At 54.6% G+C, this 18,099-nt stretch carries 22 protein-coding genes, 4 pseudogenes and 1 riboswitch; of the genes and pseudogenes, 19 read left to right on the plus strand and 7 right to left on the minus strand.

The features are described from left to right. Nucleotides 1-222 precede the first annotated feature (222 nt). The 8 genes and pseudogenes from JCM15764_RS10710 to JCM15764_RS10745 all read left to right on the plus strand — a co-directional run bounded on the left by JCM15764_RS10710 (nucleotide 223) and on the right by JCM15764_RS10745 (nucleotide 5,952). Nucleotides 223-1,134 (plus strand): hypothetical protein, encoded by a 912-nt coding sequence (locus tag JCM15764_RS10710; protein ID WP_243688753.1) that lies wholly within the window; start codon nucleotides 223-225, stop codon nucleotides 1,132-1,134. 31 nt (nucleotides 1,135-1,165) lie between these two features. Continuing rightward, nucleotides 1,166-2,605, plus strand: coding sequence for a COG3014 family protein (locus JCM15764_RS10715; RefSeq protein WP_243688754.1), 1,440 nt, complete (start codon nucleotides 1,166-1,168; stop codon nucleotides 2,603-2,605). Nucleotides 2,606-2,798: 193 nt separating this feature from the next. Next, nucleotides 2,799-3,244, plus strand: a pseudogene (gene lpoB / locus JCM15764_RS10720) (penicillin-binding protein activator LpoB). 92 nt (nucleotides 3,245-3,336) lie between these two features. Next, the gene (locus JCM15764_RS10725; protein ID WP_054695464.1) at nucleotides 3,337-4,548 is read left to right on the plus strand and encodes an S-layer homology domain-containing protein; all 1,212 of its coding nucleotides are present in this window, start codon (nucleotides 3,337-3,339) and stop codon (nucleotides 4,546-4,548) included. Nucleotides 4,549-4,561: 13 nt separating this feature from the next. Then, the gene (locus JCM15764_RS10730) at nucleotides 4,562-4,783 is read left to right on the plus strand and encodes a hypothetical protein (RefSeq protein ID WP_054695467.1); all 222 of its coding nucleotides are present in this window, start codon (nucleotides 4,562-4,564) and stop codon (nucleotides 4,781-4,783) included. A 38-nt stretch (nucleotides 4,784-4,821) separates the two neighbouring features. Next, complete coding sequence (locus JCM15764_RS10735) at nucleotides 4,822-5,016, plus strand: hypothetical protein (RefSeq protein WP_054695470.1); 195 nt, start codon at nucleotides 4,822-4,824, stop codon at nucleotides 5,014-5,016. Nucleotides 5,017-5,033: 17 nt separating this feature from the next. Further along, nucleotides 5,034-5,495, plus strand: coding sequence for a TP0624 family protein (locus tag JCM15764_RS10740; protein ID WP_054695472.1), 462 nt, complete (start codon nucleotides 5,034-5,036; stop codon nucleotides 5,493-5,495). Between the two features lie 124 nt (nucleotides 5,496-5,619). After that, nucleotides 5,620-5,952: a hydrogenase maturation nickel metallochaperone HypA/HybF gene (locus tag JCM15764_RS10745; RefSeq protein ID WP_054695474.1), complete on the plus strand. Its 333-nt coding sequence runs from the start codon at nucleotides 5,620-5,622 to the stop codon at nucleotides 5,950-5,952. Between the two features lies 1 nt (nucleotide 5,953). Here the strand turns inward: JCM15764_RS10745 and JCM15764_RS10750 are convergent, their stop codons facing one another. Next, on the minus strand, nucleotides 5,954-6,361 hold the full coding sequence (locus tag JCM15764_RS10750) for a CAP domain-containing protein (protein WP_243688755.1): 408 nt from the start codon (nucleotides 6,359-6,361) through the stop codon (nucleotides 5,954-5,956). A gap of 9 nt (nucleotides 6,362-6,370) precedes the next feature. Here JCM15764_RS10750 and JCM15764_RS10755 point away from each other — a divergent pair, with 9 nt between their 5' ends. After that, nucleotides 6,371-6,745, plus strand: coding sequence for a hypothetical protein (locus JCM15764_RS10755; RefSeq protein ID WP_243688756.1), 375 nt, complete (start codon nucleotides 6,371-6,373; stop codon nucleotides 6,743-6,745). A gap of 54 nt (nucleotides 6,746-6,799) precedes the next feature. Next, nucleotides 6,800-6,876, minus strand: a riboswitch (cyclic di-GMP riboswitch). On the opposite strand, the gene JCM15764_RS10760 is transcribed toward JCM15764_RS10755, so the two are convergent. Continuing rightward, nucleotides 6,875-7,147: a hypothetical protein gene (locus tag JCM15764_RS10760; protein WP_243688777.1), complete on the minus strand. Its 273-nt coding sequence runs from the start codon at nucleotides 7,145-7,147 to the stop codon at nucleotides 6,875-6,877. It overlaps the preceding riboswitch by 2 nt. A gap of 24 nt (nucleotides 7,148-7,171) precedes the next feature. Here JCM15764_RS10760 and JCM15764_RS29605 point away from each other — a divergent pair, with 24 nt between their 5' ends. The 8 genes and pseudogenes from JCM15764_RS29605 to hypE all read left to right on the plus strand — a co-directional run bounded on the left by JCM15764_RS29605 (nucleotide 7,172) and on the right by hypE (nucleotide 12,585). Beyond that, nucleotides 7,172-7,393 carry a P-loop NTPase family protein gene (locus tag JCM15764_RS29605; protein WP_054695483.1) on the plus strand — a complete coding sequence of 74 codons (222 nt, stop codon included), beginning with the start codon at nucleotides 7,172-7,174 and terminating at the stop codon, nucleotides 7,391-7,393. Continuing rightward, nucleotides 7,342-7,824 (plus strand): hydrogenase nickel incorporation protein HypB, encoded by a 483-nt coding sequence (gene hypB / locus JCM15764_RS22980; protein WP_439645282.1) that lies wholly within the window; start codon nucleotides 7,342-7,344, stop codon nucleotides 7,822-7,824. Before JCM15764_RS29605 ends, hypB begins: the two co-directional genes overlap by 52 nt. 6 nt (nucleotides 7,825-7,830) lie before the next feature. Further along, nucleotides 7,831-8,745, plus strand: a complete 915-nt coding sequence (locus JCM15764_RS29610) for an acylphosphatase (protein WP_439645287.1) — start codon at nucleotides 7,831-7,833, stop codon at nucleotides 8,743-8,745. Further along, nucleotides 8,745-9,047, plus strand: coding sequence for a Sua5/YciO/YrdC/YwlC family protein (locus JCM15764_RS29615; RefSeq protein WP_439645283.1), 303 nt, complete (start codon nucleotides 8,745-8,747; stop codon nucleotides 9,045-9,047). Before JCM15764_RS29610 ends, JCM15764_RS29615 begins: the two co-directional genes overlap by 1 nt. Continuing rightward, a pseudogene (locus JCM15764_RS29620) lies at nucleotides 9,032-10,101 on the plus strand (Kae1-like domain-containing protein). The gene JCM15764_RS29615 and the pseudogene JCM15764_RS29620 overlap by 16 nt, the downstream one beginning before the upstream one ends. After that, the gene (locus JCM15764_RS10780) at nucleotides 10,092-10,322 is read left to right on the plus strand and encodes a HypC/HybG/HupF family hydrogenase formation chaperone (protein ID WP_054695490.1); all 231 of its coding nucleotides are present in this window, start codon (nucleotides 10,092-10,094) and stop codon (nucleotides 10,320-10,322) included. Before JCM15764_RS29620 ends, JCM15764_RS10780 begins: the two are co-directional and overlap by 10 nt. Nucleotides 10,323-10,408: 86 nt before the next feature. Further along, nucleotides 10,409-11,493: pseudogene (hypD, locus tag JCM15764_RS10785) on the plus strand (hydrogenase formation protein HypD). 80 nt (nucleotides 11,494-11,573) lie between these two features. Next, nucleotides 11,574-12,585 (plus strand): annotated as a pseudogene (hypE, locus tag JCM15764_RS10790) (hydrogenase expression/formation protein HypE). A gap of 3 nt (nucleotides 12,586-12,588) precedes the next feature. Here the strand turns inward: hypE and JCM15764_RS10795 are convergent. Continuing rightward, on the minus strand, nucleotides 12,589-12,855 hold the full coding sequence (locus JCM15764_RS10795; RefSeq protein ID WP_243688757.1) for a PilZ domain-containing protein: 267 nt from the start codon (nucleotides 12,853-12,855) through the stop codon (nucleotides 12,589-12,591). A gap of 101 nt (nucleotides 12,856-12,956) precedes the next feature. After that, complete coding sequence (locus JCM15764_RS10800) at nucleotides 12,957-13,355, minus strand: pyridoxamine 5'-phosphate oxidase family protein (RefSeq protein WP_243688758.1); 399 nt, start codon at nucleotides 13,353-13,355, stop codon at nucleotides 12,957-12,959. Between the two features lie 216 nt (nucleotides 13,356-13,571). Here JCM15764_RS10800 and JCM15764_RS10805 point away from each other — a divergent pair, with 216 nt between their 5' ends. After that, nucleotides 13,572-14,642, plus strand: coding sequence for a sigma-54-dependent transcriptional regulator (locus tag JCM15764_RS10805; RefSeq protein ID WP_243688759.1), 1,071 nt, complete (start codon nucleotides 13,572-13,574; stop codon nucleotides 14,640-14,642). Beyond that, nucleotides 14,642-14,986 carry a helix-turn-helix domain-containing protein gene (locus JCM15764_RS22985; protein ID WP_243688760.1) on the plus strand — a complete coding sequence of 115 codons (345 nt, stop codon included), beginning with the start codon at nucleotides 14,642-14,644 and terminating at the stop codon, nucleotides 14,984-14,986. The genes JCM15764_RS10805 and JCM15764_RS22985 overlap by 1 nt, the downstream gene beginning before the upstream one ends. 7 nt (nucleotides 14,987-14,993) lie before the next feature. On the opposite strand, the gene JCM15764_RS10810 is transcribed toward JCM15764_RS22985, so the two are convergent. The 3 genes from JCM15764_RS10810 to gptA form a co-directional block, all read right to left on the minus strand. Continuing rightward, complete coding sequence (locus JCM15764_RS10810; RefSeq protein WP_054695498.1) at nucleotides 14,994-16,562, minus strand: sensor histidine kinase; 1,569 nt, start codon at nucleotides 16,560-16,562, stop codon at nucleotides 14,994-14,996. 114 nt (nucleotides 16,563-16,676) lie between these two features. After that, nucleotides 16,677-17,885: a geopeptide radical SAM maturase gene (gene gptM, locus JCM15764_RS10815; RefSeq protein ID WP_243688761.1), complete on the minus strand. Its 1,209-nt coding sequence runs from the start codon at nucleotides 17,883-17,885 to the stop codon at nucleotides 16,677-16,679. Nucleotides 17,886-17,941: 56 nt separating this feature from the next. Continuing rightward, the gene (gene gptA, locus JCM15764_RS22990) at nucleotides 17,942-18,043 is read right to left on the minus strand and encodes a geopeptide (RefSeq protein WP_012648279.1); all 102 of its coding nucleotides are present in this window, start codon (nucleotides 18,041-18,043) and stop codon (nucleotides 17,942-17,944) included. Nucleotides 18,044-18,099: the final 56 nt, after the last annotated feature.

Genomic DNA, 18,099 nt, shown 5'->3' on the forward strand with positions numbered 1-18,099 from the left:
TCCGGCCATGTGGAGAATCATAGTTTTTTCAATTTTTTCATTGTGGTTATGTCCGTTGACCGTTTTGGCGCAGGTCCAATGTGTGGATGCCGATGGTGAAGCTGTCATTGTCAACGGTGATACTCCTTCGGCAAAAGCGAGGCAATCTCCCGAGCCAAACTGGCCGCCATCGAACAGACTGCAGGCGTAGATGTCAATGCCCAGAGCGTTGTCCAGAACCTGATGCTTGTTGACGAGACGATAAACAGAAAAATCTATGGCCTGATTACCTCCTTTAGCCTGCTCGATTATCAAGGCGGAGACAATGTGGTTGCAGTAAAAATAAATGCGTGCGTGGAACCGGCAAAGGCCCGTGATGCCGTTTCCGACCTGGCATTGAACAATGCCGTGGCCGTTTTCATTCCGGCCAGGAAAATTTCCCCTTCTGGAGCGGCCGGAGATTACCAGGAGTCCAACCTCTTTTCGGAGGAAATCATCGGCGATCTCGCCGAGCGTGGATACACCGTTGTTGATGTTGCCCCCACCGGTGAAGTGGATCCCCGGAATATCGAGACTGCCCTTAAAAGCGGGAATTTCCGAAGTTTGAGCAATATGATGCACCAATTTCTCACCAACATTCTACTTATCGGCAATATCGACCTGATTCTCACCAGAAAAAAGGGGGGCGATATGGGATTCGGCCTGAACACCCCTTTCCACAACATCACTGCCCGATTGACCTACAGGCTGGTTACCAGGGATCCATCGGGCCGGATGGTAATCCTTGCTGCCGGAACTGAGCAAGGGAAGGGGCTTGCCGGCACAATGGAAGATGCCGCCGCCAAGGGGTTGCAAAATCTTTCGGACAAGCTTAAACCGGTGGTTGCCGATAAGGTCGGAAGGCATTTGAAAGCTGCAGCAAAAAGGGTGCAGGTCAAGGTAAGCGGCATAAAAGACCTGGGAGAAAACTTTGCCGTGAAAGAGGCACTGCAGAACATCGCCTGGGTAACAGGGGTGGAAGAAAAGGAGCTTGGATCATTCGTGGTCACTTATCCGGAAAACACCATCTATCTGGCCAACAGCATTGCCCAGAAGGGTAGTTTCAAAATCGTCAACTTCTCCGCCAATGCCATCACCATTAATTACCTGAAGTGATAAATAGATGAGGAAATGCCCTGCAAGCACCTTGAAATATCCAAGAAGCGCACTTCAGGTGTTCCTGGTTGCCGTTGCCATCCTCACCTCGGGTTGCGCCACAACAATCTTCACCCCCTATACGGGCAGGATCGCCCCGGTAATCGAGCAGTTGAAAGCCGACAGAAAAGTAGATCTTTCCCAGTGCCTTGTTTCCGGCAGTAAAAGCATTGATTCCATTCTCCATGGCATGGAATTGGGGCGCATTGCCCAGATACAGGGTGACGTGGATTTCAGCGTCAAGAGCTATGAATGTGCCATGCAAGCCATAAGAGCCGCCGATGAAAAGGCGACAATCAGTGCAACGAATGCTTTTTCCCATGTCAGCGCAATTCTCACCAATGATAATGCGCTTCCCTACCGGGGCGAAGGCTATGAGCGCGTTCTTCTGCACAATTTTCAGGCGATTAATTATCTTTTCAGGAATGATGTTGAAGGAGCCGGAGTCGAGATCCGCCGGGCCAATGGGGCGCAGGATGAAGCCCTCAGGCGGCATGAAGAGGAACTGGAAGAAGCCAGGGTCGAAGCCGAAAAAAACCACTTCAGCAGCTCCGAAGGGGCCGGTCGCATCTATGCAAGCTATGGGGCCATGGATGAGATTGCCGGCAAGGTGAAGAACTCGTTCCAGAATGCCTATTCCTTCTATGTGTCGGGGGTGGTCTACGAACTGTTGAAACAGCCGAATGACGCCTATATCGACTACAAGAAGGCGCTGGAGATCCGGCCGGACAACACCTACCTGCAAGAGGATGTGATGCGCCTGGCCCGGGTTTTGGGCATGGATGAGGAGCTGGATAAAGTAAACAAGGCTGTTGATGTGCCGGATGCTACCTGGAATGATGATGCTTCATCGCCAGGGATGGAAACGGGTGAACTCCTGTTATTTTTCGAAGAAGATTTCGTTCCCCAGAAGGAAGAGGTGAAGATTCCCATACCCTTGCCAAGTGGAGGCATCGTGGCCGTGGCTTTCCCCTTCTATGGACAGCGATGGCCTGATGTTTCTCCACTGTGGGTTATGGAAGGCTCTGATACCATCGGCGCTACCGAACCCCTTTGCGACGCCAGGGCTCTGGCGGTTAAGGCCTTGAAGGAAAAAGTCCCGGCCATGGTGACACGCCAGATCATTCGGGCCGTTGCCAAGGGGATTGCGGCGAAGAAGTCGAAGGACAAGTTCGGCTCACTGGGGGAACTCAGTTCATTACTCTATAACTACATCAGCGAAAATGCCGATCTCAGAAGCTGGAACACTCTTCCGGCAGAGGTGCAGGTGATGCGGACCAGCCTTCCGGCGGGAAAGCATACGTTGTCATTGGAGCAGGAGGGAACGGCGATATTTCATGATATTGAGATCAATATAAGAAGCGGCGCCAAAACCATCGTCAGGGTCATCAAGGCCGGTAATACGTTCAAAACAACGGAGATAACATTCTGACCGAATCTATCGCAAAGAAGGGAGTAACACCATGTACCAGAAAACCAGAGCAGGCAGTCTTATCTTCTTGATCGCAGCAGCTACGCTGTTTTCCGGGTGTGCCACCCCCAGCGTCGAATATGGCGATCCCCTGTCGCAGCAAGCCCTGTCAACGGATTTTGGTTCTGCAGATCTTCAGCAGATTGCGGCAACCATGGTCGATTCGTTGATTACCTTTCCACCGGTTGCGGAGATTACCGCAACTCGCCGTCCGGTCATTTCCGTAGACCGGATAAAAAACAAGTCCATGCAGCATATCGATATGGAGGCGGTAACCGATTCAATCCGTGCCAGGCTCATAAAATCGGGAAAATTCACCTTCGTTGACAGAACCACCGAGCTGCAGCCCTGGAAGAACTGAAATATCAGCAGAACAGCGGCATGGTCGATCAGGAAAAGGCTGTGGAAATGGGAAAACAGTACGGGGCCGAGTACATATTGTCGGGCAATTTTGCCGAGATTGAGCACAAGGTCGATGATGTCAGGGATGTTTACTACAAATTCACCCTCAATTTGAAGAATCTCCGCACCGGGCTGCTTGAATGGTCTGACGAAAAGGAAATCAGAAAAGTCTGGAAACGTTCCACCTTTGGCAGGTAGCACTGTGTGTTGAAAACTGGGATGACATACCGGAGTTCTGCAAAATGTGCCGGTTGCTTTCTGCGGGACTTTCGCGAAAAGGAGGAGGAACAATGAAAGAAAAGTTGCTGTCTATGCTTTTGGCAGGGATAACAGCGGGTGTCCTGTCGGCCTGCTCCGGGCCCCAGGTGCGCTGTACCACGGCTGAAGACAACCCTCTGCACCATTATCTGCGCGGCATGGAGGCCCTGGAGAAAAGCGATATCACTGCAGCCGGGGAAAAATTCGACCGCGCCCTTTATTGCAATGAAAAATACTCTCCGGCATACGCCGGCAATTCCATCGTGGCTGCCGAGAAGAGCCGCACCCAGGGCGATGCCGCCTTCCGGACAATTGAGGCCGGACGTTCCAGGGAATATCTTGAAAAAGCCGACAAGTATACCGATGCCAGGGAAGAACAGTTCGATTACTACCTGGCCGTGATGCGCGACAATACCATCCTGAAGGAAAAAGGCTGGCTGAAGGAGACGGAAGAGGCGTTCGGGGATGCGGCAGCCCTTCAGGTGAACGAGCAGAAACTGGTTTATTACCAGGGGAAAGAAGCGGCTGACTACTTCATGGGGCTTGCCTACCTTCAGGCGCTGGAATTCCAGAAGGCCAGGGATAAATTTGCCGATGTGTTGAATGCCAAGCGGGAAGGGAAGTGGCACGACAAGGCGGACCGGGGATGGAAGAAGACCGACAGGACTGTTCGTGCCATGTCCGGGCTTACCACAGGAGATGTGGGCAAAAAAATTGCGGTAAAGGATTCGGTAAGCCGCGGTGATCTGGCGGCGCTCCTCATGGATGAGATGAAGATGGACAAGCTGATGGCCGGCAGGCTATCTGCAGCCTCACAGGGAAATCATCCCGAAGCGGAATTCATGCCGGCAGACATCGTCGATCATCAGTTCAAAGATGAAATCCTGACCCTGTTGAAGTGGAGAGTACGGGGCCTGGAGCCCAGATTCGATGAAACGACCAAAGCTTACCTGTTCAAGCCGGCAGAAGCGGTTACCAGGGGGGAAATGGCCTTTATCCTGGAAGATGTGCTGATCAAACTGACCGGAGATGAAAAACTTGCCACTGCCTACTTTGGGCAGGAAAAATCGCCCTTTCCCGATGTGCGCAGTACATCCCCGTTCTTTAATGCGGTGATGAACATGGCCACCCGCGCCATCATGGAGGGTGAACTTTCCGGTGAATTCCGCATCAATGAACCTGTCGACGGCGCCGAGGCACTGCTGGCCGTGCGGGTACTGAAGCAGAAAATAAACATCCGCTGAGAGGGAGAGAGATATGAAAAGGCTGATCCTGATGACCGTGTTGCTGGCAGGGCTTGCCCTGCCTGCCTTTGCCGAAGACGAGAACCAAAACCCGGTGCAGGTGGATGATACCTTTACCAAAACCAAGACCTGGTTGAGCGGGCGCAATCTTACCCTCACCGGCGGCACTGCCGGCGCCCGGGACGATAACGCCGCCTTCAGCCAGGAAGCGATCCTTTTTTACGGCGAAGCATAGGCAACCCCAACCACAAAACTCCGGCCCAGCGCGAGCTGATGGCAAAGCGGGCGGCGGTGGTTACTGCACAACGGTCCCTGGCTGAATATCTGCAGGGTTTCGCCATAGTTGGTGACACCCTGGTCAAAGACGGCATGGCCGAATACGACGTTATCAGGTCGGCGGTTTCCTCTTTCGTCAAAGGAAGTCAGGTGGTTTCCAGGAATACAGCCAGGAAAAGGATACCGCCATAGCCGTCATCAAGATCGGCATGCATGGGGCAAAGGGTTTTGCCACTGCTTTTTACGAGAAACTGAACAGGGACCCGAAGCTGAAAAAGGAATTTGCCACTGACAAACCGGCCTTCAAGACCGATCCGGTAAAACTTGACGAAGCCTATGATGGACTGATCATCGATGCCACTGAGCAGGATTTCCGTCCCGCCCTCATCAACCGCATTTTTGCTGCCAACGGCGAGGTCATCTACGATCCGGCAAAGGTGAGCCAGAAGGTGCTGGTGGATCAGGGCTGCGGCGAGTACACCAACAGCATTGAAAAGGCCAAGGCGGCCCTTGCGTCGCGCAATGTGAAGAACCCGCTGATAGTGAAGGCTTCAGGATCGGCAAACAGTTCAGACCTGCAACTGTCCGATGATGATGCGGTTACCGTCTACTCGGCAAACCGCAAGGGAAATTTCCTTGCTGCTGCCAAGGTTGCTTTTGTTTTGAAGTAGGATAACCGTCGTCCGGATCGGGGCAGGAGAAAGTATATACAGATCTCCTGTCCCATTTTTATGCATCCTTGGCCGCCGGTAATGAATAATTCCATGGAGATGGTACCATTTACCGGGGGGTATCGTGCACGAACTGTCCATTACCCGTAGTGTGGTCGATATTTGCATGGAAAATGCCGGCGGCCGTCGCGTCTGCTCCGTTACCATTGAAATAGGCGCCCTGTCTGGTGTCGCCCCGGAATCAATCCGCTTCTGTTTTGACGCCTGTACCAAAGGTACTCCTTTGGAAAATGCCCTGCTGCTGATCGAGCAGGTGGCGGCCAGTGGGCGTTGCCGGCAATGCAATTCCGAATTCCCCGTCAAGACCTGTTACGATCCATGCCCCGGCTGCGGTGGCGTGGGCATGGATCTTATAACCGGGGATGAGCTTCGGGTCAAGGGGCTGACGGTAGCCTGAGTTACCTTTTCTTGCCCAGATTCAGCGTCCAATAATCCATTGAAGGAACACCCCTGTAGGTGCCGGTGGCAACTCCGGCGCCTATTTCCAGATATGCCGGATTCATGATGTTCCTGCAGTGCCCCTCGCTGTTGAGCCATGCCTGTACCACTGCCGCCGGTGTGGAATAGCCGACGGCGATGTTCTCCCCATAGGTGCTCCAGATGTATCCCGCCTGTGTCAACCTGTCCCCTGCAGAACTTCCGTCACTCCCCGTATGGCTGAAAAAGTCCCTGGCGGCCATGTCATTTGAATGTCTGGACGCTGCAGAGCCTATCCGGTCATTCCAGGTGATGGCTGTAGTGGGCCCGTAATAGGTGGCGCCGCAGGTCATTCCCGACAGGCGGGCCTGATTGATGGCAGCCACCATGCTGCCTGCATGGTGACTACAATGGTCGTCTCCTCGGTTGACGACGAACCTGGAGCCGGGACAGTTGTTGACGGCGTAGTCGTGGCTGGAGTCGTTGGAGCCGTGGTGGTTGGAGTGGTGTTTACCGGAGCAGTAGTTGTCGGAGTACCGGTGGTCGGAGTACCGGTGGCGGTCCCGTCTTGCGTATTGCTGTTTACCGTGCTGGTGCTGCCCGGACTGGTCGTTATTGCCGATCCGCCTTCACTTGCGACTGTCCCTCCGCTGCCGGTGTTGGTAACCATGTCTGTTGCCCCATCGCTACCGCCGTTTCCGCAACCATTCAAAGCCGCCACCAGCAACATCATTGTAAACCATGCAACCAATCTCATCCGCTGTTCTCCTTGACTCCTGTTGGCCGCGGCATAAAAAAAGCCGGGGCTTCAATATCCAGAGAGATATTTCGGCGTCCCGGCTGTCTCAGTAAGACCCTGTAGGCTTTCCGTCCCATCCTCGCGGATGGTTTAGTATTGTCGTCTATCCTGCTTCTTTTTTGCAGAACAAAAATACCCCGGATAAGATTTCCAAGTCAAGGGTTCCGTGCAGAACTTGCAAGGCTCCCCATGGGCGCAACGGGTCCTGCAAACACCGATGATCAAGCCTCGCTGCCTTGACCTTCGCCGATTTGGTGTTATAGCTTACCTGAAGATTCAATCCTGTTGCACCCGTTGCAGAAGCGGATTTACAGCGCCGGGAGGCAAACAATTCATGTGTATTACCTGCGGCTGTGGCGATCATGACCACCACCATTGTAATTTCCGGTCCGATGCACAAGTGATCTCCATTGAGACGGACATTCTCGCCAAAAACAACCAGTTTGCCAAATCAAACCGCCAGCTCTTCACCGGCAGAAACATCTTTGCCCTCAATCTGCTCGGTTCCCCTGGCTCCGGCAAGACGACCATCCTGGAGCAGACCCTTGACAGCTTAGGGATGCATCTTCGTTGTGCGTCATCGAAGGTGATCAACAGACAGACAATGACGCGGTGCGGATAGCTGCCACCGGCGTGCCGGTGGAGCAGGTAAATACCGGGGCCGGCTGCCATCTCGATGCCCGGATGGTCTGCCTGGCCCTGAAGGCTTTCGACCTGGAAAAACTGGATCTGCTCTTCATCGAGAACGTGGGTAATCTTGTCTGCCCCGGCGCATTCGATCTTGGGGAACACCATAAGGTCGTCGTTCTCAGTGTCACCGAAGGGGAAGACAAGCCGCTCAAATATCCGCAGATATTCCGCGCCGCCCAGGTGGTGCTGCTCAACAAGGTCGATCTGCTGCCCTATCTGGACTACCATGTGGAGAAGTGCAAGGAGATGGTTCGCCGCATCAATCCGGCTATAACTATCCTGGAGGTTTCCGGCAAAAGCGGGTCGGGGATGGATGCCTGGTATCGGTGGCTGTGGGAAATGTCTGTGAAGGGTGAGGGGTGAGGGGTGATGATGGGGCATGAGCGGATCAGGGTCCAGGTCGAAGGCATCGTTCAGGGGGTAGGTTTTCGCCCCTTCGTTTACCGTCTGGCCCGGCAGCGCCAGCTGACAGGGTGGGTGAGAAATACCTCCCACGGAGTGCTGCTGGAGGCTGAAGGCATACGCTTGCAGCTGGACCTTTTTTATACTGCCCTGAACGATGAGGCTCCACCACTTGCTGCCATTACCTCGATCAATAGAAGAATTATTGCAACCGAAAACAGCCGCGATTTCTCCATTCTGCCCAGCAGCTCCGGCGGAGGTGAACTGCAGATTTCACCCGACTGTGACGTCTGTCCCGATTGTCTGGCGGAGCTGTTCGATCCCGGTGACCGCCGCTATGGATATCCCTTCATCAATTGTACCAACTGCGGTCCCCGCTATTCCATCATCACCGGTGTTCCCTACGACCGCCAGGCAACCACCATGGCAGATTTCTCCATGTGCGACGACTGCCGTGCCGAGTATGAGAATCCGGCAGACAGGCGGTTTCACGCCCAGCCCAATGCCTGTCCGGTTTGCGGCCCCAGGCTGTACCTGATCACTGCGACTGGTGAGGTAGTTGCTGGTGATCCTGTCAAAGAGGCCATTCGTCTTTTGAAATCGGGAAAGATCGTTGCTGTAAAGGGGACCGGCGGTTACCACCTGGCGGTGGACCCATTTAACAGCCCAGCCGTTGCCGAGCTGCGGCACCGGAAAAGGCGGAGCGAGAAACCTTTTGCCCTTATGGTAGGGGATCTGGCGCGGGCCGGTGTTCTCGCCCGCCTGGACCCCATTGAGGAGCGCCTGCTGGCTGGGCCGGAAAAACCCATCGTCCTTCTGTGCAAGCGTGAGGGAAACGGGATTGTTCCCCAGGTTGCCCCTGCCAATGACTATCTCGGCTGATGCTGGCATCAACCCCCCTTCATCACCTGTTGCTTCGCGATTTCCTCGCCCTGGTCATGACCTCGGGAAATGTCTCGGATGAGCCGGTGGCCTACCGGGACAGTGATGCGGTGGAGTCTCTCACAGGCATTGCTGATTATTTCCTTGGCCATGACCGGCGGGTGCATTGTCGTAATGACGATTCGGTGATCCGAGTTTTTCAGGGCAAACCTATCTTTTTGCGCCGCTCCCGGGGCTATGTGCCAGAAGCATTCGGTTGCACGAGGCGCAGCAGCAGGTCCTGGCGGTGGGAGCCGAGCTGAAGGGGGCCATTTGTCTGACACGCGGCGACCGTGCCTTCATGAGTCAGCACCTGGGGGACCTGAAAAACGAGTCTAATCTGCAGTTCCTTGACCAGACCGTTTCCCACCTGAGGCAAGTCCTTTCGGTCAACCCGAAGGTGGTCGCCCACGACCTCCATCCCGATTATCAGTCCACCGCCTATGCTCAGGCCGCTAACCAGCTACTGGTGCCGGTGCAGCACCACCATGCCCACATGGCTTCCTGTATGGCAGAAAACGGCTTGGAGGGGCAGGTTCTCGGGGTAATTCTCGACGGCGCCGGCTATGGTGCGGACGGCACCATCTGGGGTGGAGAATTCCTTTTGGGCGATTACCGCCGGTTCAGGAGGGTCGGTCATTTTTCCCAGGTTCCTCTTCCCGGAGGCGATGCAGCGGTGCGGGAGCCATGGCGGATGGCCCTGTCCCACTGCCATGCCGTATTCGGCAGCGATGCTTTTTCTCTCAAGCTTCCCGTATTTTCGGCTCTGGCAGATGGGGATAAGAGACTTTTGCAGCGAATGCTGGAACAAGGCCTGAACTCACCCCTCACATCCAGTTGCGGCAGACTTTTCGATGGGGCGGCGGCTCTCATTGGGGTGCGCAGCCGTGTGTCCTACGAGGGGCAGGCTGCCATGGAACTTGAGGCCCTGGCCGAAAAAAGTTCTTCGGAATGGCATTATCCCTACGCCATTGTTTCTACAGATGAAAAATTCATCCTGGATTGCCGCTACATCATCGACGGCCTGGTCAACGACCTCCTTGCCGGTGAAGCCGGCGCCAACATGGCGCTCCGTTTCCATAAGGCAGTGGCTGCTGCCACAGCCGATGTCTGCGTCAAGGCAGGCAAGGCCCATGGCGTAAGCGTGTGGTCCTGTCAGGTGGGGTTTTCCAGAACAAGCTCCTGGCAGGGGAGGTCCACGACCGCCTGGTGGCAAAGGGCTTCCAGGTCTTCAGCCACCGGCTGGTCCCCCCCAATGATGGCGGACTCGCCCTGGGCCAGGCGGTCATTGCCGGAAGGAGTGACGCATGTGCGTAGCTGTGCCGATGCGGATCACCAGCATCGATGACGATACGGCCATAACCGAAATCGACGGTGTCAAGCGGGAGGCAAACCTGATGCTTCTGGGCGATGAAGTGAAGGTAGGAGATTTCGTCATCGTCCACGCGGGCTTTGCCATCTCCAGGCTGGATGAAGAAGTCGCCCGTGAAACCCTGGCCCTGATGCGTGAGGTTCTTTCGTCCGATGCTATGGGGTAAGCTCCGGTGGGCGGGTGGTCCGCTCGCCGCTCGGTCTCTTCCCTTCACTCCAGAGCCTCTGCCGGCTCCTTTCGGAATGGACTTGGATGAACTACGTTAAAATTTTTGGTGATAAAGAGATTGTCAATGGCTATGCCGAGCGCATCGAGGCGCTGATTGCCGACCTGGAAGCGCCTCTGACCTTGATGGAGGTCTGCGGTACCCATACCATGGCCATCAGCCGGTTCGGCATCAGGTCTCTTCTCCCGCCGAAGGTGAGGCTGATTTCCGGCCCCGGCTGCCTGTTTGCGTCACTCCAAACCACTATCTGGATCGCGCCATCGCCCTGAGCAGGCTTCCCCATGTCATTATTGCCACCTTCGGGGACATGATGCGCGTGTCCGGGTCATCCGGCTCACTTATGGAGGAACGGGCCAGTGGTGCCGACATCAGGATCGTCAACTCGCCTCTGGATGGGGTTGCACTGGCGGCACGGAACCCGGACAGAAAGATCATTTTTCCAGGCATCGGATTCGAGGCCACGGCACCGGCCGTTGCCGCCAGTATTCTTATGGCAGCCAGGCAAAAGCTGGATAACTATCTAGTCCTGGCCGGCCACAAAACAATGCCTAAAGCCATGGAAATGCTGGCGGCGGAACCGGCTGCTTCAATCGATGGTTTTATCTGCCCGGCCCATGTGAGCGCCATTATCGGTACCGATGCCTACCTCCCACTTGCGGAAAGACACCATATTCCCTGCGTGGTGACCGGTTTCGAACCGGCGGATATCATGCAGGGGGTGGAGATGTTGATCCGGCAGAAGATTGCCGGGGAGGCGAAGGTGGAGAACCAATACCGCCGGGTGGTGAAGCGGGACGGGAACAGCAAGGCCAGAGAAGTCATGTCACAGGTATTTATTCCCTGTGATTGCCATTGGCGCGGCATCGGAATCATCCCCGGCAGTGGGCTGAAGATCAGAAGAAGCTATGCCCGGTTCGACGCTGAGAAGGCGCTTCCAGTCAAGGTAGAAGAGCAGGAGGAGCAAAAGGGTTGCAGGTGCGGCGATGTCTTGAAAGGGAAAATTCAACCCCTCGATTGTCCTCTTTTCGGCACCCAGTGCACCCCGGAAAATCCGGTGGGGCCGTGTATGGTCTCCTCCGAAGGCAGCTGCGCCGCATATTATAATCATTAAAACATGCTGCATATCCATGTGTTCGGGCAAGAAGACATACGCAGCCGGGGCGCAAAAGCGGCATCCATCTGAGGACGAAAATGAATAAAGATCTGATCCTTCTCGGCCACGGCTCCGGTGGAAAGCTCTCCCACCAGCTTCTTGACCAGCTCATAATCCCCTCCCTGTCCGGCGTTTCCCTCACAGGGCAGAACGACGCCGCTGTTGTGTATCATGAAGGGAACAGGCTTGCCTTCACCACCGATTCCTATGTGGTCGATCCCATCTTTTTCCCCGGCGGGAATATCGGCGACCTGGCTGTGAACGGCACCGTCAACGATCTTGCCATGGTCGGAGCGAGGCCCCTCCATATGAGTGTCGGTCTGATCATCGAGGAAGGCTTCAGCATGAGTGATCTTTCTGTTATCCTCGCCTCCATGCGTTTAGCGGCCGATCTGGCCGGAGTAGCGATCGTCACCGGTGATACCAAGGTGGTCCCCAGGGGCAAGGCCGATCGTATCTTCATCAACACTTCCGGCATCGGCATCCTTGAACACCAGCTGCATATTAGCGGCAGCGGCGCCAGGGTAGGGGACAAGGTCATTATCAATGGCACCATCGGCGATCACGGCATAGCCCGTGCTTGCAGCGCGGGACGGGCTGGAATTTGTTGCCGACATCCAAAGCGACACTGCTGCCCTCTATGGGCTGGTGGCGGAATTACTTACGGAAGGGGAATATTTGCATGTGCTGCGGGATCCTACCCGTGGGGGCGTTGCCACCACCCTCAAGGAAATAGCCTTGCAATCCAATGTCACCATCAGACTCCAGGAAGCGGCCCTGCCTGTCAAAAGTCAAGTCAGCGGCGTGTGTTCCATACTTGGGCTGGACCCTCTTCATATTGCCAACGAGGGAAAACTTGTGGCGGTAGTTGCTGCCGACGCTGCGGAAAGGGTGTTGGCAATCATGCGTCGCCATCCCCTCGGCCTGGATGCTGCCGTTATCGGCGAGGTTGTGGACGCTTCTGCCGGCAAAATGGTTATGGAAACGGTAGTTGGTGGGATCAGAGGGGTTTATATGCTGACGGGTGAGCAGTTGCCGCGAATCTGCTGAGATTCAGTCGAGAACTGTCTTTTCGAATTCCAGCCCGATGCCGTATTCCGTGGATCTGACGACTTTCGCCTGCAGATCGCAGAGCATGTTGGGGGTGGAAGAGGTATAGATGGTCACTTCCACCGTCTCGTTCACCGGAATCCGGGCGTCGATCATGACAAATGCACCTTTCATGCTGAGGTCCCGGACGGTACCGCTGTACATGGTGTTATTGAATTTGATGTTGGTGTCGGAGTGCATTGCCAGCCGGGCGAATTTTCTCTTTTCCATGGACATTCCCCCATTATTTGCAGTCGGATATTTGCCATGCCGGTTGTGGGACTGCAGGGTTTTCAGGTGATTGCAATGACCGTGATTTGATTGATGCGGACTTACAGCGGCTGGTCGGAATGGATCCCCGAACTGAATTCCATTACCGTGTCAACTCTGATTACCAGTCTGTACTGCACTTGAGGCAGGGCTGAATCTTCCCCCTCTTTTGTGTAGCCGTCCATTATGGCAGTATCTGTAGCTGATTCGACCACACCCCCGAACTGGTAGCCTTTATCGGCAGCAGGAGCTGCCACCGCAACTGCAACCATCGGATTTGCCGTAATATTTTCCATTGTGGTGCGACAGAACCAGGCTTCAAAGACAAGGTGCGAATTGTTTCTGACGTGGAGATCCAGTCCGGCGGCCAGGTGAGGGTGTCCAGTTGCGTCTGCCGAAGCTACGAACGCATGCCCTGCTTCTTCAATGAACCGGCCCATTTCTTCAGTCAGAATTCCCATTCTGCTTCCTTACCCATGGCCATTACCCTGGGACTAATTACATATCTATCTATAATTGTTAAAAGTATAGCAATAATGAGCCGGGGTGCAAGGTGCATATTTGATCGAGGATGGGGAAAGCGATGGCTACCAATCGGAAAGGTGGTCCCATGGCACGCAATGTGCTATAAACGGTGGCATTGATTTGAGAAATCCTGCGGAAAAAGGTGAGCCGCTATGAATAATAATGTTGCCAATCAATCGGTCCTGATCGTCGATGACGATACTGCTGTTCTGGATGAATTGAGACTGATGCTTCTATCAAACGGCATAAGGGGGATAGAGACCATTTCCGACAGCAGTGAAGTGGTGTCCAGGCTGGAGCAGAACAATTATTCGGTGGTGCTGATGGATTGGATAATGCCTGGCCTGACCGGTGCGGAACTCCTTCCGTTGCTGGCACGCAGGTTCCCCCATGTCCCGGTCATCGTCATAACGGCTGTCAGCGACCTGCAAACGGTGGTCAGATGCATCAAGCAAGGGGCATTCGACTACATGACCAAGCCCGTGGATGCCGACCGCCTGCTGCTGACCGTGGAAAAGGCTTTCCACATCAGCGAACTTGCCAACCAGAACAAGGTGCTGAGAGGCTATCTCCTCGGCGAGCCGTTGGCCCACCCGGAACACTTCAGTGACCTGATCACCAGAAGCGAAAAAATGCAGTCCCTCTTCAAGTTGATAGAAACGGTCGCACCCTCATGCCATCCCGTCCTCATCCAGGGCGAGACCGGTGTCGGCAAAGAATTGATCGCCAGAGCCATCCACAGGTCCAGCGAGTTCTCCGGAGCCTTCGTCCCTCTGAATGTTGCCGGCCTGGATGACTTCATGTTCAGTGATACCCTCTTCGGCCACAAAAAAGGCGCTTTCACCGGCGCCAACGAGCCCAGGGAAGGGCTGATCGCCAAGGCCCAGGGGGGAACCCTGTTCCTTGACGAGATAGGTGACATGACCATGGAATCCCAGGTCAAGTTGCTGCGGCTTTTGCAAGAACGCGAATACTACCGGCTCGGCTCCGATGTCCTGATAAAGTCCGATGCACGCATCATCGCCGCATCCAACCATGACTTCTCGGCTCTGATTACCCAAGGTAAATTCAGGCACGACCTATACCAGCGCCTCTGTTTCCATGAGCTGCATATTCCGCCTCTCCGGGATAGAAGCCAGGACATCATTCCCCTTGTGGAGCATTATGTGGCCAAGGCGGCAACTTCTTACGAAAAGCCGGTCCCGGATATTTCCCGTGACTGATGGTCGCTTTGCAGGAATATGATTATCCGGGAAACGTCCGGGAGCTTATCAGCAAAATAAACAAGGGAGTCGCCCAGAGTCGCAGGGAAATTCTTACACTGGAGGACTTTCCCGAACTGAAGCAAAAGGGGGGAAGCGGCAAACCGGAAGTTAAGCTGGCATATGATGGAATTTTTTGCCTGCAGGCCACGTTTGAGCAATTTCCTAATTTTTCCGACATGGAGCGCCTGCTGTCAGATGAGGCATTGAAGGTAACAAATGGTAACAAGACCGCTGCTGCCGAGCTGTTGGGCATTTCCAGGCCGACCTTGCAGAAGAAGCTTGCGGCATTCGGCAGCCCATGAGTGCGATTTATCCTGCCGATTGGGGCACGGGAAGCCTGATGGTAAAGGTGCTTCCCACTCCGGGCGAGGAAAGTACCTCCAGCTTTCCCTGGTGTTCAGTGACGATGAAATTGGAAATGTAAAGACCCAATCCGCTTCCGCCGTTATCGATTCTCGTTGAGAAAAAAGGCTCGTAGAGCCTCTCCTGGTTTTCCGGAAGAATTCCGACTCCTTCGTCTCTCACGGAGATAAGCACTTCTTCGGTACGGCCATCCCTGGCGGTTATAAGATTAATGGTGCCGCTCTCACCGGGCATTGCCTGAATGGCGTTCAACAGCAGGTTGATAATGACCTGTTCCATCTGGTGCCGGTTGCCGTTCACCAGTGGCAGGTCGTCAGCCAGTTCCACGGCAATCTCCAGATTGCCATGACGGCCATGGGCGCGGATTACAGCCAGGGCATCATTTATGACCATGTTGACATCCATGTCCGGCCGCAATTCGTTGCGTTCTCCCAGGCTGTAGGACCTGAGGTTCCTGATTACCGCTTCGATCCTCCCGGTATTGCGGATGATATTCTCACCGCTCCTGATCACTTCTTCACCTGCCATGCTCAGTGGAATCCCGCCCAGGCTGAAATCACCCTCCTCCCTGGCTACCCCTTCCAGCACGGGGACAGCATCCTTCCATGCCTTGTTAAGGTACTGCGCAGCAAGTCTTATTGCGCTGTTGGGGTTGTTGATTTCGTGGGCCATGCTGGAGACCAGCAGCCCGAGGGAGGTCATCCTGTTGGTCTGGATCAGCTTGGCCATGAGCAGCTTTCTTTCTTCCCGGACCTCGATTTTCATGGCATTGAGCAGTTCCGACTGCAGCCGTCGGTTTTCCAGCTCCCGGTTTTGCAGGGTCGTTGCAAGATCGTTTATTGCCATGGCAGCCTGTTCAGGCTCATCGTTGGATTGGATGGCAATCCTCACCGAATAGTCGCCTTGCCTGATGTGCTCGACTCCCTGCATCAGGGCGTTGAATGACCGGGTAGCTTTTTTCAGGGCGAGAAAACTGAGGGCCAAAACCGATAACCAGAAAATTAGAGCCAGAGTCGAGGTAAAGATAATCGTGTCCCGGATCTTTTTCGGCAGGTCTTCCGAATTCAGGTACAGGCGTACCGAGCCGATGGGCTTTGCCTCACCCGTGCCGTCCCCGGTCAGCGCCGATTCGGCTGAATCGGCCATGCTGCCGGAATTGACTCTCACGGAGACATTGGTAACGGTGCCCGGATCCTCCACGTTCTGTTTTACCAGATCGACAAGTACCGTCCCTTCCTGATTGGCGATGACAACACGGACAACCCCCGGTTTTCGGACCGTTTCCAGGGCAACATGCTCCAATGTCTGTCTGTCTTCCGCATAGAGCGGCAGACGTATGGTGTTGGCAAGAAGTGAGGCGAGAAGATGGGCTTTTTCAGATGCCTGCAAGCGGTATGATGCAATATCGTGATTTACCAGAAGCCCGGTAAACAGAGCGGTGATAAGGGCGGTGATGACCGTGAAAATGGCAAACAGCCTGAAGCGAAAGTTTTTTTTCAGTTTCTGCAGGTTCATGTCTGCGCTGTTTGCGACCTTTCTTTCGGTTTCTTTTCAGCTCGATAACGCAAGTCCTGAATGATGATTTGTTCCAGGGTCCCATCGAAAAATTCCTTACGGCAATCCAATCCCTCAATGGCATTGTTTTTTACCAGCGTGAGGAACCGGCAGCCGCCAAAGCATATGCAGGTAGCAGCAGTCCAGGCATTGCTCGTTTTTCCACAGATTCAGGTTATGGGAGGCAGAATAATCACTGATTCCATCCGTCAATGTTCCGACCGACAGCTCCGGCCAGCCGATAAAAGCGGGACATTTGAATAGTCTGCCGTCGTAATTTACGGTCATGTAGTCATCAAATTCAACCATACATGCGGCCATTGCAGGTTTATGCACTGCATACCCCCGCTTTAATGTTTCCTCCCGCAGAAAGAGCGCCGCCTCCGCAAGCCAGGCATCGGCAGAAGAGGTGCAGCCCGCTACGATGCTGATTTCGGCTGATTTGGCCGCCTTCGGTATGATGGGCGAGAATTGTATCAGGCCGACCTTGTCCGGCGTCAGTCCTTCTTTTAACAGGTGGTCGAGCAGACGGGGGAATTGGCGATAATTGTCGGGGGAGAAATTACCCCCAATCTGCAGGTCTATGAGATTCCATACCCCTTTCAAATTGCCGACGATGGTATCGAAACTGCCATTGCCCGATATGAAGGGACGTTGCCGGTCATGGATTTCCTTCGGCCCGTCAAGGGTAACCTTGGCGCCGGTAAAGCCCAACGGCAGCAATTCCTCAACAGTTGACCTGGTGAGAAGAGTGCCATTGGTTACCATGCCGAATGAGAACTTTCTCCCGTGGCTGTGGGCGGCATCCGAGAGGGCAGCAGCTATTTTTGTCAGCAGGGATTTTGAGAGCAGGGCTTCTCCACCATAGAAATCCAATTGGACGTCGCGACCTTGTCTCAGCTGGTTATCCACAAGCGTTTCTATCAGCTGTCCGGCGGTAGCTGTCGACATGTAATGTCTGCCGCGGAAGGGGTCTTCATAGCAGTAGGGACAGGCAAGGTTACAGTCAAGGTTGAGAACGATGATGGCCTTGAACCTGCTGTTGCACCGCTTGGCTCTGTCTACCGTCGACAGCATCTCGTTCCTCTCGGCATCCGGATCTTCGGTGAAAACTGCCAGGCGGCTGAGCGTACGCCGGTCCGCTTCGCCAAGGGCGCCTTCACGGGCTGCTGCCAGCAGGGCTGACGAGACCCTTATCAGGGCACCCTTCCTGGTGGAGTAGACGATGAATGAATCGGCTTTGTCCGGGCAGGGATAGATTTTCAGGTAGCGGGAAAGTGGCATCTTTCTGCCTCAAAAAGTGGGGGAGTTGTGGCTCCCCCGGACAGGTTGGTGCAGCTTCAGAAAATGCGTGTAAGGCCAGACATGCAGCAGGTATTATTCTCTTCTTCATTCGACTGCCCTTCGTCCAGAACTTCCAGTTCTACGGTTTCGTTCTCCATGTTTCCACCTCCGTTGCTACAGAATGCATCCCGAAGGATGTTCTACAGAAGTCTAT

The sequence above is a fragment of the Geotalea toluenoxydans JCM 15764 genome, from assembly GCF_001311985.1.
In the GTDB taxonomy this organism is placed as follows: Bacteria; Desulfobacterota; Desulfuromonadia; order Geobacterales; family Geobacteraceae; genus Geotalea; species Geotalea toluenoxydans.

What these genes read in the sequence shown, in the direction of transcription:
- JCM15764_RS10710 (WP_243688753.1), top strand. Translation starts at nt 223, where the DNA reads ATGCTTGTTGACGAGACGATAAACAGAAAAATCTATGGCCTGATTACC.
- JCM15764_RS10725 (WP_054695464.1), top strand. Translation starts at nt 3,337, where the DNA reads ATGAAAGAAAAGTTGCTGTCTATGCTTTTGGCAGGGATAACAGCGGGT.
- JCM15764_RS10730 (WP_054695467.1), top strand. Translation starts at nt 4,562, where the DNA reads ATGAAAAGGCTGATCCTGATGACCGTGTTGCTGGCAGGGCTTGCCCTG.
- JCM15764_RS10735 (WP_054695470.1), top strand. Translation starts at nt 4,822, where the DNA reads ATGGCAAAGCGGGCGGCGGTGGTTACTGCACAACGGTCCCTGGCTGAA.
- JCM15764_RS10740 (WP_054695472.1), top strand. Translation starts at nt 5,034, where the DNA reads ATGCATGGGGCAAAGGGTTTTGCCACTGCTTTTTACGAGAAACTGAAC.
- JCM15764_RS10750 (WP_243688755.1), bottom strand. Translation starts at nt 6,361, where the DNA reads ATGGTGGCTGCCATCAATCAGGCCCGCCTGTCGGGAATGACCTGCGGC.
- JCM15764_RS10755 (WP_243688756.1), top strand. Translation starts at nt 6,371, where the DNA reads ATGGTGACTACAATGGTCGTCTCCTCGGTTGACGACGAACCTGGAGCC.
- JCM15764_RS10760 (WP_243688777.1), bottom strand. Translation starts at nt 7,147, where the DNA reads ATGGTGGTGGTCATGATCGCCACAGCCGCAGGTAATACACATGAATTG.
- JCM15764_RS29610 (WP_439645287.1), top strand. Translation starts at nt 7,831, where the DNA reads ATGATGGGGCATGAGCGGATCAGGGTCCAGGTCGAAGGCATCGTTCAG.
- JCM15764_RS29615 (WP_439645283.1), top strand. Translation starts at nt 8,745, where the DNA reads ATGCTGGCATCAACCCCCCTTCATCACCTGTTGCTTCGCGATTTCCTC.
- JCM15764_RS10780 (WP_054695490.1), top strand. Translation starts at nt 10,092, where the DNA reads ATGTGCGTAGCTGTGCCGATGCGGATCACCAGCATCGATGACGATACG.
- JCM15764_RS10795 (WP_243688757.1), bottom strand. Translation starts at nt 12,855, where the DNA reads ATGGAAAAGAGAAAATTCGCCCGGCTGGCAATGCACTCCGACACCAAC.
- JCM15764_RS10800 (WP_243688758.1), bottom strand. Translation starts at nt 13,355, where the DNA reads ATGGGAATTCTGACTGAAGAAATGGGCCGGTTCATTGAAGAAGCAGGG.
- JCM15764_RS10805 (WP_243688759.1), top strand. Translation starts at nt 13,572, where the DNA reads ATGAATAATAATGTTGCCAATCAATCGGTCCTGATCGTCGATGACGAT.
- JCM15764_RS22985 (WP_243688760.1), top strand. Translation starts at nt 14,642, where the DNA reads ATGGTCGCTTTGCAGGAATATGATTATCCGGGAAACGTCCGGGAGCTT.
- JCM15764_RS10810 (WP_054695498.1), bottom strand. Translation starts at nt 16,562, where the DNA reads ATGAACCTGCAGAAACTGAAAAAAAACTTTCGCTTCAGGCTGTTTGCC.
- gptM (WP_243688761.1), bottom strand. Translation starts at nt 17,885, where the DNA reads ATGCCACTTTCCCGCTACCTGAAAATCTATCCCTGCCCGGACAAAGCC.
- gptA (WP_012648279.1), bottom strand. Translation starts at nt 18,043, where the DNA reads ATGGAGAACGAAACCGTAGAACTGGAAGTTCTGGACGAAGGGCAGTCG.